This window comes from Secundilactobacillus folii (assembly GCF_009720675.1).
GTDB lineage: Bacteria > Bacillota > Bacilli > Lactobacillales > Lactobacillaceae > Secundilactobacillus > Secundilactobacillus folii.
In genome coordinates this window covers 62,027-78,476 of sequence record NZ_WNJO01000011.1, presented here as the reverse complement: position 1 = coordinate 78,476, position 16,450 = coordinate 62,027, and the positions used below count along the sequence as shown (strand labels likewise).

Below are 16,450 nucleotides of genomic sequence, written 5' to 3'. Positions count from 1 at the left end.
ATCGATGGCTATTTTTTTACATAAAAATGAATCCAGATTGTATTTTTATTGGTTTATACAGTATATAATATAAAACACTAGTCCAATCGCGTCTTAAGTCACGAGTGAATAAAATTAATGTTTACCTGTAAACCTTGCTATTGCAGCGTCTATAGCACTTGAATAGGCGAAGCCTAAAATGAGACACGCTTACTATCTGAGATTATGATAAAATGGTAAGGGTGGTTTTAATAATTATTTAGAATGAGGGGCTCGAAAATGAAACGTTATCGAGGTTATCGCTTGACCTTAGGGTGGCAGATCCTGATTGGGCTGGTTTTAGGTATTGTGCTTGGGGTTGTCTTCTATCAAAACAAGACGGCAATAACTGCCATGCAAAATATTGGAACGATGTTCATTGATTTGATTCAGATGATCGTGCTGCCGATTGTTGTTTCCTGTTTAACAGTTGGTATTGCTAACATGGGCGACATTAAAAAGCTTGGTCGAATTGGTGGGAAGACGTTGATTTACTTCGAGCTGATGACAACTATTGCAATTATCCTAGGACTTGTAGTTGCCAATGTGTTTCATCCCGGAGACTTTATCAATATTCATTCTTTGCATTCTCAAGATATCAGTCAGTACGTGTCAACTGCTAAGACTGCTAAAGCACATAGTGGGATCTGGGATACGCTGATGGGTATCATCCCAACTAACGTTTTCAGTGCATTAAGTACTGGTGACATGATGCCAGTAATCTTCTTCTGCGTCTTCTTTGGTCTAGGTACTGCAGCCATTGGTAAAACAGGCCAAATCATTATTGACTTTCTGCAGGCTGTTTCAGAAGTGATGTTTAAGGTCACTAACTGGGTTATGCATACTGCACCAATCGGTGTGTGTGCTTTAATTGGGGTTACAATTGCGCAAATGGGACTGTCGGCGCTGGCGCCTTTAGGCTACTTTATCGTTCTTGCGTACGCCACCATGGCAATCTTTATATTAGTCGTGATGGGTTTTGTTGCACGGATGTTTGGACTGAATATATTTACCCTATTAAAGGTGATTCGTGATGAGGTGGTTTTGGCATTTTCTACCGCTAGTTCAGAGGCAGCCCTACCTCGAATCATTGATAAAATGGATAAGTTTGGTGTCAGTCAAGGAATTGTTTCCTTCGTTATTCCAACTGGCTACACTTTCAACCTTGATGGTTCAGCTATTTATCAATCATTAGCCGCATTGTTCTTGGCTCAGGCCTATCATATTCATCTAAGTATCGGACAACAGATCACCTTGTTAGTTGTCCTAATGATCACCTCAAAGGGAATGGCGGGGGTGCCAGGTGCTTCATTCGTGGTGCTGTTGGCAACCATCTCAACAATTGGTGTTCCAATGTCAGGATTAACCTTCATTGCCGGAATCGATCGGCTTGTGGATATGGGTCGGACAGCTGTCAATGTGGTTGGTAATTCGTTAGCTTCAGTAGTAATCGCTAAATCTGAAAAGGAGTTCGATGAACAGAAATCATCGGATTATGCTGCAACTTTCAATAAGCAACAAAGTGCACCAAGTCAGAATAGCTGACCGTTTGTAAAATGATTGAAATTTAAAAATAAACAATTAAAAAGCGTCCTGAAGATCATCTTCAGGACGCTTTTTTGGTGCTGTATCGATTGGTTGATACCGCCAAGTGAGGTTGATTCCCATCAAGCTATACTTGCGGATATCGTTAACAACTTCGACAGCGTTATAGTAAATGTTATGATGATGGTTGACGTTTTAAAATGAAATTCTTACGCTTTAGAGGCTGAAGTTAACCAGATTAAAATCTCCCCATACAGTTCCCCGTATGGTGAAGCACATAAACAGCTGATCGGCATTTCACTACCAATTGGTCTTTGCTGGTACTGAGACTCAAACTGTTAACCCTTGCTTTCCCAATTCAATCGAACGGTAAATCAATCACACTAACGATTACTAACAGGATCTTCGCATTAGATAGGTTGCAACACCGATCACGAAGAAATTCAAGTGGTTGATTGACTTACCAAATCATCTCAAAATCGCCAATTATAGGGCAGGGAAAGTAGGCTGACACTATTGAGTTCCAGCAAATTAGTGCCAGTACCTCATACGGTGATGAGCCATGACAGCTCGCTTTCCCTGACACGCGTGATAAGACTGCGATCCAGGATCATATAAATCTGTTGTCATAAACCCTCACCTCCAATTTTCGTTGCCTTGCGTTAGGTACTTAAAAAGCGCTCGGTCAACGATTGACTGAGCGCTTTTGATTCACACACTTTAATAACCCAAGCACGGGTTGTTTAGCCAATCGTTGAGCTTTAGCACTATACGGCGTAGTTATTACATAACAGCTACATTAGACCGAGCCTTTTTTTAACCCGGACAGCTGACTCATTGGCGTTTTTCGACGTTTCTGAGCAGTAGCATTTTCCGCATAGGAGCCTCACCTAACGGCTTATTCAATTTCCACTATTTAGTATACACGGTTTTCGAGAAAATAACAATCTTAGTGCTCAGAAATGTAAGACTAAAAAGACTTTTCTGAAACTGATTATTTGATGTAAAGGAGGATGAGAATATCTATTATTAAAGGCCTAAAAATAGACGGATTGTTTTAATCTGTATTTCTTACCAAATGTTCTTAAAAGAACTATACTATTCATTGGGTAAGTACGCATTAGTTTAAATTAAGGAGTGATCAGCGTGTTACAACCAGGCGTGGTTTTATTTGATCAGTTGAGTGATGTGGCAAAAGAGCGTGCAGTCCGCGATTTTATCGACTTTTATCTTAGTAAATACGCGACAAAAAGTCTCGAAATTTTGACTGAATATCCCATTCAGTACGAAATTGAACAAATTAATCACGATATTAATCTTAATAGTAACTTCGGTCCAGAACAACTCCGTGACTATCTTTACACCTATGACGAGCGACTCTTTTCGCGCATCATTTCCGCACTAGATCAATCCTTTATGGAAAATGGTGTGATGTCCGGTGAGACATATGATGAATGGTATCAAAAGAAATACGATGCAATTGCACCAGGACTTTAATCATTTTAAGCCAAAGGCGACCTTCACGGGTCGCCTTTTTTAGGGATTGAAAAGTAGATTAGATCCAATTGTAGGGGAAATTGGATGAGAGTTGGTCTGCCTAGTAGACCTTCTCCAATATGATTAACGAATGTAGTAGGAATTACTACACGTAAACAGCGTAACCAGATGGCCTTAAATGAAGCTTAAGGGTGAATTTAAGCTAGTTATTAGCTTCCCAGCGTCAGGATAGGTATAATTATAGGATGTAAACTTATTTTGATGAATGAGGAGGCTCCCTATAATGAAAGTATTTGTAATTGGTGCTAACGGCAACGTAGGCCGACTAGTCAGCCAACAGTTGGCTGACAACGGCGATCAGGTTGTCGCGGGTATTCGCAAGCCAGAGCAAGCTGAGTTTTTTGAAGATCAACACATTAAAACGGCTCACTTTGATTTGCTAGGCCGTCCTGAAGAAATGGGCGTTACCTTAGACGGTTTCGATGCCGTCATCTTTACCGCTGGTTCAGGCGGAAAAACCGGGGACGACATGACGTTACTGGTTGATTTGGACGGTGCCGTTAAGAGTATGCAGGGCGCTCAAATTGCCGGTGTTAAGCGGTTCGTACTTGTCAGCGCACTGTGGGCTGAAGATCGCAATCGCTGGGGTGATGCAATTCGACCATACTACGCTGCTAAGTTCTACGCGGATGAATGGCTTCGCTACCGCACCGAACTAGACTATACGATTTTGGAACCAGGTGCCCTGACTTTTGACGAAGGTACTAGCAAGATCAACACCGATGGCTTGGAAGGTGGCTCGGTTGCTCGCGCAGACGTTGCAAGGGTCGCAATCGCCTCACTTAAGCAGCCAAATACCATTAAGAAAACGATCCCAATCGTGAGTGGCGACACGCCAATCGAGGAAGCATTAAAAAAACTTTAAGCACAACGATATGCTCTAGTAATCACCTATTATAGCGTTTATAGTAATGCTATTAGCAGTTAGGACAGTCGTTATGAAACATCCACTTGGATTCTATAAAGGAACAGTAATGGGTGGCTTCCTAAGCTTTGGGAGGTCACCTATTTGTGGCTATTTGGTCGCTTTGAGAGCGTGATTAGCAAATCTTAGGCTAGAATTTAGCTGCAATGGTAATTGAAAACGGTGGCTTAAAGTTGAACCATGGGATCCGTGGCAGCATACTCAATCGAGTGATTTTGCCACAACCCTTTTAAGAGATAAGGAGGTGGATCAGGTGATTACTAAGAGTCAATTTATTCAATGGATGCCTTACTTGGTGTTCGTTATCATTCTTTTTTCTGGCCTTGGCATGCTGATGAGGCATCGGCGTGGATTTGGTCAAATGATAACGATCATCAGCTTTGGTATTTATCTGGCAGTCGTGGGCTATCTTACCCTGACCCCCACTTCCTATGCATTCGGCGTTGTACCGACGATGACGCCGTTTTGGGTCGGTCATGTGCCAACTAACCCGATTCCGTTTCGGGGTATTGAAATGGACTTTTATTTGAATATCTTAATGATGATTCCGATGGGTGTTTACCTTGCGCTGCTTCGGCCAACTCGCCAACACCACGTTATTTTGAGTGGAATAGCAATTGGGATCACCATTGAGGGGACGCAGTTTATTTTAGACACGTTTGTAAACCTCTCGCGATGGGTCGATATTAACGATGTCATCACCAATGCATTTGGCGTTGTGATTGGTTACTTTGTTATCATCGTGCTTCGCCATTCGCCATTACGCCGGGTGATTCATTTCTTCTCTTTGAAAAGATTATCCACGCAGAAAATATGATCATTCAAAATAACCGTTATCCAATGAGTTCGCTCATTCGGTAACGGTTTTTATTGCATATTTAAGTCATCATTATCTAGTAACCTTACAGCTCAGATTCTATCCAGATAGTCACAAAAAAGGGATCTCCCAAGTTTAAGAAATCCCTTTTTGTGACTATACTCTCGAATCTAAACGAGTTTTGTCAGACTTTTCTCAAAATATTACTGTTCTTCATACCATGGATAGTGGAATGAACCATCACGGTCGACACGCTCGTAAGTGTGGGCACCGAAGTAGTCACGTTGTGCTTGCAGCAAGTTAGCTGGTAAGACTTCTGAACGATATGAATCGTAGTAAGTGATCGCAGCACTAAATGCAGGTACTGGGACACCCATCTTGATAGCTAATGCAACCACGTCACGAGTAGCTTCTTGATACTTCGCAGCAATGTCTTTGAAGTAGTCGTCAAGCAGTAAGTTAGTTAAGTTAGGGTTCTTGTCGTAGGCATCCGTGATGTTTTGCAGGAAACGAGCACGGATGATGCAGCCTGCACGCCAGATTTGAGCTAACTGACCATATTGCAAGTTCCAGTCGTAAGCTTCTGAAGCGAACCGTAATTGTTCGAAGCCTTGTGCGTAACTCATGATCTTACTGAAGAAGAGGGCTTGGCGAATCTTTTCAACCATTTCCTTCTTGTCGCCGATCTGTTCGTCAGCCTTTGGTGCGGCTAAGACTTTGGATGCTGCGACACGTTCCTTCTTCATCATGGAGATGTAACGTGCATAAACGGCTTCAGTAATAACTGATTGCGGAACTTGAACGTTCAGTGCATCTTCTGAGCTCCACTTACCAGTCCCTTTGTTGTTCCCACGATCCAAGATCATGTCAAGAATTGGCTTGCTCTTGTCATCGCCCAAATCATCTTTACGAGTCAAAATGTCAGCAGTGATTTCAATCAGATAACTGTCAAGTTCACCCTTGTTCCATTCTTTGAAAATATCAGCCATTTCATCTACTGAAAGTCCCAGAACGTGACGCATAATGTTGTAACTTTCATCGATTAACTCTTCATCACCATATTCGATACCGTTGTGCACCATCTTAACGTAGTGACCAGCACCGTTAGGGCCAATGTAAGTGACACATGGTTTACCGTCTTGAGGTGCTTTTGCGGAGATCTGTTCCAGAATTGGTGCAACCAAATCGTAAGCTTCTTTTTGACCACCTGGCATTAATGATGGACCTTGGAGTGCACCAAGTTCACCACCAGAAACACCCATACCAATAAAGTTGATTCCTGATTTATCAAGTTTTGCGTTCCGTGCCATAGTGTCATGGAAGTTAGTGTTACCACCATCAATCAGTACATCACCCTTATCGAGCAATGGAATCAACTCATCAATAACAGCATCAGTTGGAGCGCCAGCCTTAACCATCAAGAGAATCCGACGAGGCTTTTCTAGAGATTTGACAAATTCTTCAATCGTGTGACTTGGGACCAGTTTCTTGTCGCTGTGGTCCTTCATTACTTGATCAGTTTTCGCAGCAGTACGGTTATAAATACCAACAGTGAAGCCGCGACTTTCAATGTTTAGGGCTAAGTTTTTGCCCATAACAGCCATTCCGACAACACCAATATTTGCTAATTTATCAGCCATTACAAACCTTCCTTTTGATGAGATTATTGATTTGAACACAATTAAAGTTTAACATTTCACAATCTGAATGTGAAGGATAAATGCTTGTTTTAGTTAATATTTAATGTGATATAAATTCAGTGACCAATTGAAATGAACGACTTTTAGGCGAATCGAAATGACATGAAAATTTGGTGAAATTCACAAGTGAAAATAGCCCTTATTTTGGGCGTCTATTATTGATGATGCATCAACGGACTCAAAAACCAATGCCATGCCGAACATATAGATTGATGACGCTCAAGCAAAATAATCACAACAAAAAAAGATGGGTTTCGTAAAATACGAAACTCATCTTTTTGATGTCGTTTTAAAGTCACTCGAAATACTTTCGAGTATTTTTAGACTTACTTACTTATTTAAACGGTATACCCATTGACGATGATCACGTTGAATCAGTTCGTCAGCTGAGGCTGGACCCATTGAACCAGGGGTGTAGTTCGGGAACTGTGGTTGTTGCAAGTCCCAAACTTTACGGATCTGGTCCACAAAGCGCCATGCGTAGGAAACTTCTTGCCAACTGGAGAAGTTGGTACCGTCACCCTTCATTGCATCATGGATCAGACGTTCATATGGTTCTGGTGTAGCTTTGGAATCCTTGTCATCTACGAAGTAATCCAAGTCGATCGGTGCGGTTTGGAAACCTTGACCGTTTGTTTTGGCGTTTAGACGAAGTGAGAAACCAGCGTGTGGTTCAATGTACATCGTCAAAACGTTAGCTTCAAGCGGTGCATTGTGATTTTGTGGGAATGAGAAGATGTCGATCAACGGCTTCTTGAAGACCACATCCACACGGGTGAACTTGTCAGCTAACATCTTACCAGTCCGGATGTAGAATGGTGTACCTGACCAACGGTAGTTATCAAACAGCAACTTACCAGCAACGAACGTTTCGTTGGTTGAATCGTGAGGAACATTATCCTCATCACGGTAGGCGCGTTGATCGTCACCAGCACCGTATTGACCACGGACGAAGTTAGTTGAAGCTTCAGCCACGTTGTAAACCCGCAGTGAACGTAAAGCCTTCACTTTTTCAGCCCGGATATCAACGTCGGTGAATGAAACGGGTTGTTCCATTGCCAGTAAACTGACGATTTGCATAATGTGGTTTTGTACCATATCTCGCAAGGCGCCTGAGTTATCATAGTAGGCAGCCCGTTCCTCAACACCCAGTTTTTCGGACAGCGTAACTTGAATGTTGTCGATATAACGGTTATTCCAAAGTGATTCAACCAGTGTGTTCCCAAAACGAACAGCTTCAATGTTTTGAATCATTTCCTTACCTAAGTAATGGTCGATCCGGAAGATTTGTTCTTCTTTGAAGGACTTGCTTAAGGCCTCGTTCAATTGTTGAGCGGAGTCGAAGTCACGGCCAAATGGTTTTTCAATTACCAGACGGCTGAAGCCTTCTGTGTCAGTCAGGCCCTCACTCTTCAGGTAACCGCCAACCGTACCAAAGAAGCTTGGTGCCAGTGAGAGGTAGAAGATCCGATTACCGCCCAGCTTATACTTCTTGTCAAGCTCGTCGCAACGGTTCTTTAAAACTGAGTAATGGGCTTTGTCAGTAACATCATGAGCTTCGTAAGCAAAGTGAGAAACGAATTTCTCCGCATCCTTATCAGACTTAGCGGTGCCAATTGACTTACGGACGGTTTCTTGGAACTCGGCGTCCGTCATTTTATTTCTGGAAGTACCCAAAACCGCAAAGTGTTCACGTAGAGTACCCTTTTTGTATAAATTAAACATGGAAGGATAAAGTTTCCGGTAAGCTAGGTCGCCGGTCCCACCAAAGAATAGAAATAGTGAAGTTCGTTCAGTAGCCAATACATTCACTCCTTAAATTTTATGAGGTAAAGTAGTCGATGACTAAGTACGAATAGGCGAAAAATTTCGTCTAGACCACTCGTATCGGAATTATTATATAACAAATCGGCAGTAAAAAAAGGGGATTACGAAAAGTTTCTTACATAAATTAGTGCTTAAAGTTCTGCAAGCGGTTACTAATACATATGAAACAAGCTTTCAAGTAAGACAACATTTTTGAAAGAAAATCTCGCGAAAATCCGACTGAGATTCGAGTTTTATTGAAAATTCATAATTGTTGCTGAAAGTGGACTCAATTCAGCTTAAATTTTCACTGGTCGAATCAATACTGCCACACACCTATACAACAATACCGGTTTGAGGGCTAAGTAGCAAGTGGTTTGACTTATTTTTCAACCAGTCGACGGCAAGCTTCAATCCTTCAAGCAACTGAGCAGCTAGTGATCTTTCAGAGGGGGTAAGAACTGAACGAGAGGCCATTTTGCGCCCTAGAAACCTTGTCATTTTAGCTATTGCAATTCTACTAAATGAGAGTAAAATTGCTCAAATAATCAACAAAAGGAAGGTAACGACAATGACTTTGGGAGAAATCGCGACCCGTTCAGGGCTCACAGCGGAGCGAATCACAACGATCACGCGTGCTGGGCTGCTACCCTGTAAGAATGAAGCGGCCGCTTATTCGGACAAGGACCTTTACTGGTTAGATATGGTGAACTGTTTCATTGAAAATGGTTCGTCAGTTGAAGACCTCAAAACATTGATGCCACTTTGCGAAACGCGGGTGTAGTATTCAAAAGGTGCACAAGCATCATCAAGGGTGTGCAATAGTAGAAAGAACATAAAAGGGTGGTTTCCTGAGACTTGAGGGAAACCACCCTTTTAATGTGTCCTAATCGAACCACGAGTTTCACCACTCTTTCAATTAGCGACACTAATTGCTTGCTGTTAGACAACTATGTTAGTAGTATTCTTGGCGGCAGAGCGATTCAGCCGCAACCGCATGAGTGTCTAATATTAAGCGTACTTATGAGCCAATTTAGCTCCCGCTGCAGCGGCAACGGCTGCAATGATATCATCTAGAAAAGTATTGACCCCCTCGCCTTTGACCGTGTCTAAGCGTTTTAAAATGCCGTGTTTTTCACGATCCAAGTAGCCAAAGTTAGTGGTGGCAATCTTGCCGTAGATTCCAGAGATGCCCCCTTCAGCTAAAAGTTCGTCAACGCCGAAAACGCCCGCATCATTTTCAACGATGCTTTGCAGTGGCTCTGGCAGCTCACTTTTACTAGCAAGTTGATCAAGTGCGATGCCAACCATCGCGTTATTCATGACTTCGCGTTTATGCAAAACATCCACTACGGCAGACATGGCCTCATCTTCGTGAAGTTCTGGAATGAACTTTAACTGCATTTTATAAGTGATCGAAGCGATATCTTCAAGTTTGATCTGTTTTGATTTAAAGTAGTTAATGATGCAGTTATAGGCTGCTGTATCAGGATATTTAAAGTTTCGATTGTTCAATTTTATCATCCTTTCAAACCGACTATCTACAGTGTACCAAAAAACGCGCAATATTGGATGTTTCCGGTGGTAAACGATGGTAAAATAGAAGCAATTTAGTTGATTTCAAGGAGGAATGGCACCATGGGCGTTATTCGAATCAATAATCTCAAGTTTCATACCTTTAATGGTGTATTTCCAGAAGAACGTAAAAATGGTCAGCAATTAGCCATCGACGTTGCTTTGCACTACCCAATCGAGAAACGGGTACAAACCGACGACCTGGACGAAACCATCAGTTATGCGGACGTCAACAAGGATATTGACGCCTTTGTTCACACGCATTCTTACAAACTGATCGAATCACTGGCCAACGAACTGCTGAAGATGCTGCTAGGAAACTTCCCGATGGCCACCAAAATTACGTTGAAGATTCGTAAATACAGTGTACCAATGCCCGGTATCTTCGATAACGTTGAAATTGAAGTGGCGGGTGAGAACCATGCGTGAACGCGTCTACCTAAGCATTGGTTCCAATATTGGTAACCGGCTGGCTAACCTTGAACAGGCCGTCAGTTTATTAAATCAAAATGCCGCAATTCAGATTCAGGCAGTTTCTTCGGTTTACGAAACGCAACCCTGGGGAAATTTAGCACAACCAAACTTCTATAATATTGCGGTTGCGCTGACAACTTCGTTAGCACCGCAGACGCTGCTTGATGTGCTACACAGCGTGGAACAAGCTGGTCATCGCAAACGGCTGGAGCACTGGGGACCGCGCACGATTGACTTAGACATTGTTTATTGGGGCAATCGTGAGATCCACACGCAGACGCTAACGGTCCCGCATCCTCGCGCTCACGAACGAAACTTTGTCTTATTGCCAGTCGAAGAAGTTGCTGGCGATGATGCTGCTGTTTTATCAATGGTCACGACTGCCTTAAAGCAACAAACGGATAAGAGCTGGATCAAAAAAGTAGAAGGGGTCACAGTAAAATATGATGGATGAAACGAATCAAAAAAAGATTGAACAAGCCGTTAAGATGATTCTTGAAGCCGTGGGTGAAGATCCTAATCGCGATGGTCTGCAGGAGACGCCTGCTCGTGTTGCTCGGATGTACAGTCAGGTCTTCGCTTCTGTAAACGCACCGGCTTTCGATAATTACAAGCTTTTTCCGGTCGAGGAGACGACCGAAATGGTGCTGATCAAAGATATTCCGTTCTATTCAATGTGTGAACATCACCTGCTGCCATTTTTCGGTCAGGTTCACGTGGCTTATATTCCAGATCATAAACGGGTCATGGGCCTCAGTAAGATTCCACGGCTGATCGACTACTGTGCTAAGCGGCCAAACGTTCAGGAACGAATGACGGTCAACATTGCTAAGGAACTCAACCGGATCCTTGACCCTAAAGGGATTGCGGTCTCGGTATCAGCGCGTCACATGTGCATGGAAATGCGCGGTGTTGAAAAAACGGGCAGTCAAACTGAATCGAGTTACTATACCGGTCAGTTCAAGACGGACAACGAACTGAGACGGGAATTTTTACAGCGAATTAGCGGGTGATGACTGTGGATCAACAAACCGTTCATGAAATGTATCAGAAATTGATCAAGCAGTTTAATCAAGCGCGGTTAGTGGGCGAGACTAACCGGGTACCTTTGCTGCGCAAAATTGTGGCAGCTTTAGGCCACCCAGAGAAGTACTATCATGTGATCCACATTGCGGGCACAAATGGAAAGGGATCAACGGGAGCTATGCTGAGTGCTATTTTAGAACAGCAGGGTTTCCACGTTGGTCGGTTCAATAGCCCAGCCGTTTTAAACGATCGCGAACAAATTCAGTTTGACCATCAATGGATCTCTGAAGCTCAGTTTATTGATAGCTACACCGAAATTAAACCGGTGATCAAACAGCTAGGATTAGCGGTGACGGACATTTCAATCTTCGAATGGCAGTTTTTGATTAGCCTGATCTGGTACCGGAATCAACGTGCCGATTACGTGATCTTGGAAGCGGGTTTGGGAGGCTTGACGGATGCAACGAACGCGATCAGTGCACCACAACTGACGGTATTTACCAAAATTGCCATGGATCACATGCAGATCCTTGGTGACACGCTGACTAAAATTGCGACGCAAAAGTCTAAAATTATTAAGCCAGGTACCATAGCAGTGACGTTGGCGGAACAAAAGCCAGCTGCAATGCAAGTTTTACGTGATGAAGCAGAAAAGCAAAACGTGCGGTTAATTGCGCCAAAGACGACGATTGCTGTACAGCAGCGCAGTTTAACTGGGATGGTTATAGATCTTCACAGCGACCTGTTTGACTGGTCGGGGTTAAATACTAATGTTATCGGTGATTTTCAGGTTCAAAACTTAACCCTTGTCCTAACGGCAATTGCAGTTTTGAGGCAGCAACGCGTCGTCATTAAAGATGATGCCGTTTTAAATGGACTGCAGCACGTGATGTTGCCGGATCGCTTGAGTGTGATTGATCAGCAGCCACTTACCGTGGTCGATGTGGCGCATAATCCTGATGGTATGACCGCGTTAACAACCAGCTTAAAGCACTTGGTGGGTCAGCAACCGATGACTTGGGTCATTGGCTTTTTGGCTGATAAAGCGGTGACTGCCATGCTGCAGTTGCTGTTGCCACTGGCCTCACAAGTGTTGACGGTGACCCCCGATAATCCACAGCGGGCACTGTCAGCAGCTGAGCTAGCAACTCAGATTCATAATCTGAAGCCTGACGTGAAAGTTAATGCAATGCCGAATATGGCGACAGCGATGGTTCAGGCTCGAAAGGATTTGCCTGCTAACGGGCTGATCGTTGTGGCGGGCTCCTTTTACGTGGCACGAGAACTGGCTGCAATGGAGGCTGCCAATGACTGAGTGGCTGATTGCTTCAAACAATGACTTTAAAACACGCGATTTGATCAAGTGTCTTGCAATGGTTGGAATAGCAGCAATTAGTTATCGCCAAGTGCTGCCCGAATTAAATTTTCCAAGTGAATCTCGTTTTAGTTACCAAAAAAACGCTCAAAATAAAGCGCGATTTCTGTCAGAATACACTAATCAGGGTATAATCGCCGATGACAGTGGGATAGAAGTAGCTGCCCTAGGCCCGCACCTGGGAGTCACGACTAAGCGGGAACTGCACCAAGACGTTAACCATAGTGACAATGAAACGCTGTTGAATGCGATGGCCGGCAAATCAAATCGCAACGCCACAATGGTTTGCACTTTGGCAGCTGTTAAGCCCGACAAATCCGTCGTCACAGCGACTGGACGAGTCAACGGTCAAATTACGTTGACCACTCAGGGCAATTATTCTACCGGCTTTGACAAAATTTTTTACTTGCCCAAACAACGACACACGCTAGCGGAACTGCCAGACGCGGTTCGAATTCCACTGACTCATCGTGGACGTGCCGCAGCAGAACTGGCCGCTAAATTGAGAGGAGATTAACTCATGCATATTCAAGAAATAACTGACCAATTTCGTCAGAGCAATGATTTCCAAAGCCAGGCTGTTTACCAGCTTGCACAGCAGCAACGCCTAGTCACCCTGCATTTTACCGGCCTTGACGCGCCACAATTGGCAGAGCTTGAGAAACGGCTTCGCCAACTGGACGCTGTGGTGACGGTGGATGAGGATGGGATGACTGGCTTAGTGACACTGCCGGCGCTGCGACTTTTAGCAACGCATTGGCTGGATTGGTTTGCTGATGACCGCAGCGGGTCTCAAGCACTGGCTAAGGTGTTGCAGGCTCACGATTTAGACTGGCAAGTTGCCGGTCGACGCTTTAAGCTTCGTGATACGTCACTGATTTACGCTATCATGAATATCACCCCAGACTCATTTTACGATGGTGGTCGCTATACCACGATGGATGCTGTGCTGGCACACGTGGATGAAATGCTGACGGCCGGCGCTGACGTCATTGAAGTCAACGGTCAAACGACGCGGCCGGGCTACCAGGAAGTCACGCCAGAAGTGGAAATGGAGCGTACGATACCCTATGTTGAGGCGATTCGTAAGCAGTTTCCAAATGCACTTTTAGCGATTGATACCTATAAGGTGCCCGTGATGAAAGCTGCGATTGACGCTGGTGTTTCAATTATTAACGATGTCAATGGCTTCACTGATGATCCGGCCAAAGTAGCCTTGATGGCTAAAACTAACGTGGGCCTGTTGACCATGTTGAACGGGCGCAATTTTAACTTTGAAATTATGACGGATGAAGCACACCGGTTCTTTGAAAATAATCTGGCAGCTTTAACGGCTGCTGGAATCGATCGCGACCGGATCGCCATTGACCAGGGTCTTGGTTACGCCAATGATCACGTTCAAGATGATGACCAGGACTACGTGATCATGAATAATACGGATCACTTTAACGATTTGAATCGGCCAATGATGGTTGCTGTATCGCGTAAGGGCTATCTGCATAATTTACTTGGCCTCAAGAAGGATGACCGACTGCCAATGACGTTAGTGAGCGAGGTCGAAATGATTCAAAAAGGCGGCAAAATCATTCGGGTTCACGATGTGGCTGAAACGCGGCAAATGGTGACGCTGCTTGACCGAATTAATTCTGGCTACTGGCTGGTTTAGTTTGTTTTTGGAACCGTTCGCCGGCAGCTATATGGTGAAACACGCTTTTGTGAACTAAATCATGAAAAAGTGTTGCCAGATTATTGGCACTGTATTTAGCAAATCAATGAATTAAGGGAAAATTAGTATTGACGAATAATTCTCAATATGTTTTAATGAGAGCAATTCAAATCGAGAAGGGAACCAATCACGATGACGACAAAATTGACACAGGCTAATGCGTATTGGAACGGCTATTACTTTAGTTAGCGTCCGCAGCTAGAATGCGGACGCAAGCACACTCGCGTTCGCGTCTAAAGCATGCCGTCAATTTGTCGTGCCAGCTAGACGTGAAAGTCCTAGCTGGACCGTTATTGATGCCGTAAAGGGTCAAATGAGAGCCAGCTAGATCGTCTAGCTGGCTTTTTTCGTACTTAAAATAAGGAGTGATCATAATGATGGAAACAAAGGATAATGCATCAGGCGCGTGGCGACCCAATGAACTGGCAGCCGCCCGTCAGCAGATCAATCAAATTGATGATCAGATCGTGAAGCTATTAGCCCAGCGGTTTGACGCAGTCACAAAGGTTAACGAGGCTAAGCAGTCTGCCGACTTGCCCGTTATGGATCAAGGACGTGAAGATCAGGTACTGGACCGCGTTACTAATAAGGATCCTAATCCAGAGACTCACGTTTACATGCGCCAGATTTTTGAAACCATCATGAAGAATTCCCGGGATTATCAGACTCATCTAACCAATACCGATTCGAACCACTAAATCGCAGTTCACCACTAACTTGAGAGAGGAATATGACAATGAATTACTTAACTGCAGGAGAATCACACGGACCACAGTTGACCGGCATTATCGAGGGATTACCCGCCGGATTGACCTTAGATATTGACGCTATTAACGCTCAGTTAGCAGCTCGGCAAGGCGGGTATGGCCGTGGTAGCCGTCAGAAAATTGAACATGACGTGGTCAATATTGTTGGCGGTGTTCGTCACAAAAAGACGTTGGGATCGCCCATCGCACTGGTGGTGAATAACCGTGACCATGCGCACTGGAGCCAGATCATGGATCCAACAGCGGCGCCAACGCCCGAAAACTCGCTGAGAACCGTTGAACGGCCTCGTCCAGGCCATGCCGATCTGGTAGGAGGAATGAAATACAACCATCGGGATCTCCGTAACGTCCTCGAGCGTTCCAGTGCCCGAGAAACGGCCATGAGAGTGGCGATCGGTGCGATCTCAAAGCAGTTCCTCCAGCAACTGGGAATCGATATTGTGGGTTATGTGCAGCAAGTTGGTGCCATTCAAGCTGATGATCAAGCACCACTGAATGTGGCTAAAATCGACCAGGTGGTCACCCAAAATGATTTACGAATCGTGGAACCCGCTAAAGTCGACCAGATCCACGCGCTGATCGACAAGACTAAGAAGGATGGCGACACGCTGGGCGGTATTATTCGCGTGGTAGCTACTAACGTTCCCGCCGGCTTGGGCAGTTACATTAGCTGGGATACCAAGTTGGACGCAAAACTGGCTGCAGCGGTAATGGGTGTCAACGCGATGAAGGGTGTTGAGATTGGTGACGGCTTCAAGGCGGCAACCAGTTTTGGCAGTCAGGTTATGGATGAAATCGACTGGGACGCACAAACGGGATTTACCCGCAATTCTGACCATCTAGGCGGTTTTGAAGGTGGGATGACTAATGGTATGCCAATTATTGTTAAAGCGGCTATGAAGCCAATTCCGACGCTCTACAAGCCGTTACAAAGTGTTGACATTCAAACTAAAGAAGTTAAGAAGGCCAGTGTTGAGCGGTCTGACACCACCGCCATCGTGCCGGCTTCGATCGTGATCGAAAGTGTGGTTGCTATCGAGCTGGCAAAGGCCATCACCGACACGTTTGATGGCAGTAACATGAAGCGGTTATTAGCCCAGTTAAAAGATTATCGAGAAGCGTTTAAAAACTATTAGGAG

General features: G+C 44.4%; 16 protein-coding genes and 1 riboswitch. Of the genes, 13 read left to right on the top strand and 3 right to left on the bottom strand.

The features are described from left to right. Positions 1 to 258 precede the first annotated feature (258 nt). From GM612_RS09485 to GM612_RS09470, 4 genes are all read left to right on the top strand, one after another. Positions 259 to 1,563, top strand: a complete 1,305-nt coding sequence (locus tag GM612_RS09485) for a cation:dicarboxylate symporter family transporter (RefSeq protein ID WP_155432140.1) — start codon at positions 259 to 261, stop codon at positions 1,561 to 1,563. A 739-nt stretch (positions 1,564 to 2,302) separates the two neighbouring features. Beyond that, a riboswitch (M-box (ykoK) riboswitch) is annotated at positions 2,303 to 2,468 on the bottom strand. 241 nt (positions 2,469 to 2,709) lie between these two features. Continuing rightward, a complete protein-coding gene (locus tag GM612_RS09480; RefSeq protein ID WP_155432139.1) occupies positions 2,710 to 3,060 on the top strand; it encodes a hypothetical protein in 351 nt (116 codons plus the stop codon). 283 nt (positions 3,061 to 3,343) lie between these two features. Then, positions 3,344 to 3,985 carry an SDR family oxidoreductase gene (locus tag GM612_RS09475; protein ID WP_155432138.1) on the top strand — a complete coding sequence of 214 codons (642 nt, stop codon included), beginning with the start codon at positions 3,344 to 3,346 and terminating at the stop codon, positions 3,983 to 3,985. A 313-nt stretch (positions 3,986 to 4,298) separates the two neighbouring features. Beyond that, entirely contained in the window at positions 4,299 to 4,862 is a 564-nt protein-coding gene (locus GM612_RS09470) for a VanZ family protein (RefSeq protein ID WP_343031873.1), read from the top strand. A gap of 203 nt (positions 4,863 to 5,065) precedes the next feature. Here GM612_RS09470 and gndA read toward each other — a convergent pair whose 3' ends face one another. Both gndA and zwf read right to left on the bottom strand, forming a co-directional pair. Then, positions 5,066 to 6,502: an NADP-dependent phosphogluconate dehydrogenase gene (gene gndA / locus GM612_RS09465; protein ID WP_155432137.1), complete on the bottom strand. Its 1,437-nt coding sequence runs from the start codon at positions 6,500 to 6,502 to the stop codon at positions 5,066 to 5,068. A gap of 390 nt (positions 6,503 to 6,892) precedes the next feature. Beyond that, complete coding sequence (gene zwf / locus GM612_RS09460; protein ID WP_155432136.1) at positions 6,893 to 8,365, bottom strand: glucose-6-phosphate dehydrogenase; 1,473 nt, start codon at positions 8,363 to 8,365, stop codon at positions 6,893 to 6,895. A 574-nt stretch (positions 8,366 to 8,939) separates the two neighbouring features. Between zwf and GM612_RS09455 the strand changes: the two genes are divergently transcribed. After that, positions 8,940 to 9,152, top strand: coding sequence for a MerR family transcriptional regulator (locus GM612_RS09455; RefSeq protein ID WP_155432135.1), 213 nt, complete (start codon positions 8,940 to 8,942; stop codon positions 9,150 to 9,152). A gap of 227 nt (positions 9,153 to 9,379) precedes the next feature. Here GM612_RS09455 and GM612_RS09450 read toward each other — a convergent pair whose 3' ends face one another. Further along, positions 9,380 to 9,883, bottom strand: a complete 504-nt coding sequence (locus GM612_RS09450; protein WP_155432134.1) for a phosphatidylglycerophosphatase A family protein — start codon at positions 9,881 to 9,883, stop codon at positions 9,380 to 9,382. Between the two features lie 123 nt (positions 9,884 to 10,006). On the opposite strand from GM612_RS09450, the gene folB reads away from it, so the two are divergent. From folB to aroC, 8 genes are all read left to right on the top strand, one after another. Further along, positions 10,007 to 10,372, top strand: coding sequence for a dihydroneopterin aldolase (folB, locus tag GM612_RS09445; protein ID WP_155432133.1), 366 nt, complete (start codon positions 10,007 to 10,009; stop codon positions 10,370 to 10,372). Further along, a complete protein-coding gene (gene folK / locus GM612_RS09440) occupies positions 10,365 to 10,871 on the top strand; it encodes a 2-amino-4-hydroxy-6-hydroxymethyldihydropteridine diphosphokinase (RefSeq protein ID WP_155432132.1) in 507 nt (168 codons plus the stop codon). The genes folB and folK overlap by 8 nt, the downstream gene beginning before the upstream one ends. Continuing rightward, entirely contained in the window at positions 10,861 to 11,430 is a 570-nt protein-coding gene (gene folE / locus GM612_RS09435; protein ID WP_155432131.1) for a GTP cyclohydrolase I FolE, read from the top strand. Before folK ends, folE begins: the two co-directional genes overlap by 11 nt. 5 nt (positions 11,431 to 11,435) lie before the next feature. Then, on the top strand, positions 11,436 to 12,758 hold the full coding sequence (locus GM612_RS09430) for a bifunctional folylpolyglutamate synthase/dihydrofolate synthase (RefSeq protein ID WP_343031872.1): 1,323 nt from the start codon (positions 11,436 to 11,438) through the stop codon (positions 12,756 to 12,758). Then, positions 12,751 to 13,335 (top strand): non-canonical purine NTP pyrophosphatase, encoded by a 585-nt coding sequence (locus GM612_RS09425; protein ID WP_155432129.1) that lies wholly within the window; start codon positions 12,751 to 12,753, stop codon positions 13,333 to 13,335. Before GM612_RS09430 ends, GM612_RS09425 begins: the two co-directional genes overlap by 8 nt. A 3-nt stretch (positions 13,336 to 13,338) precedes the next feature. Further along, positions 13,339 to 14,484, top strand: a complete 1,146-nt coding sequence (folP, locus tag GM612_RS09420) for a dihydropteroate synthase (protein WP_155432128.1) — start codon at positions 13,339 to 13,341, stop codon at positions 14,482 to 14,484. A gap of 434 nt (positions 14,485 to 14,918) precedes the next feature. Further along, on the top strand, positions 14,919 to 15,242 hold the full coding sequence (locus tag GM612_RS09415; RefSeq protein ID WP_246147693.1) for a chorismate mutase: 324 nt from the start codon (positions 14,919 to 14,921) through the stop codon (positions 15,240 to 15,242). Positions 15,243 to 15,280: 38 nt separating this feature from the next. Beyond that, a complete protein-coding gene (gene aroC / locus GM612_RS09410) occupies positions 15,281 to 16,447 on the top strand; it encodes a chorismate synthase (protein WP_155432127.1) in 1,167 nt (388 codons plus the stop codon). Positions 16,448 to 16,450 lie beyond the last annotated feature (3 nt).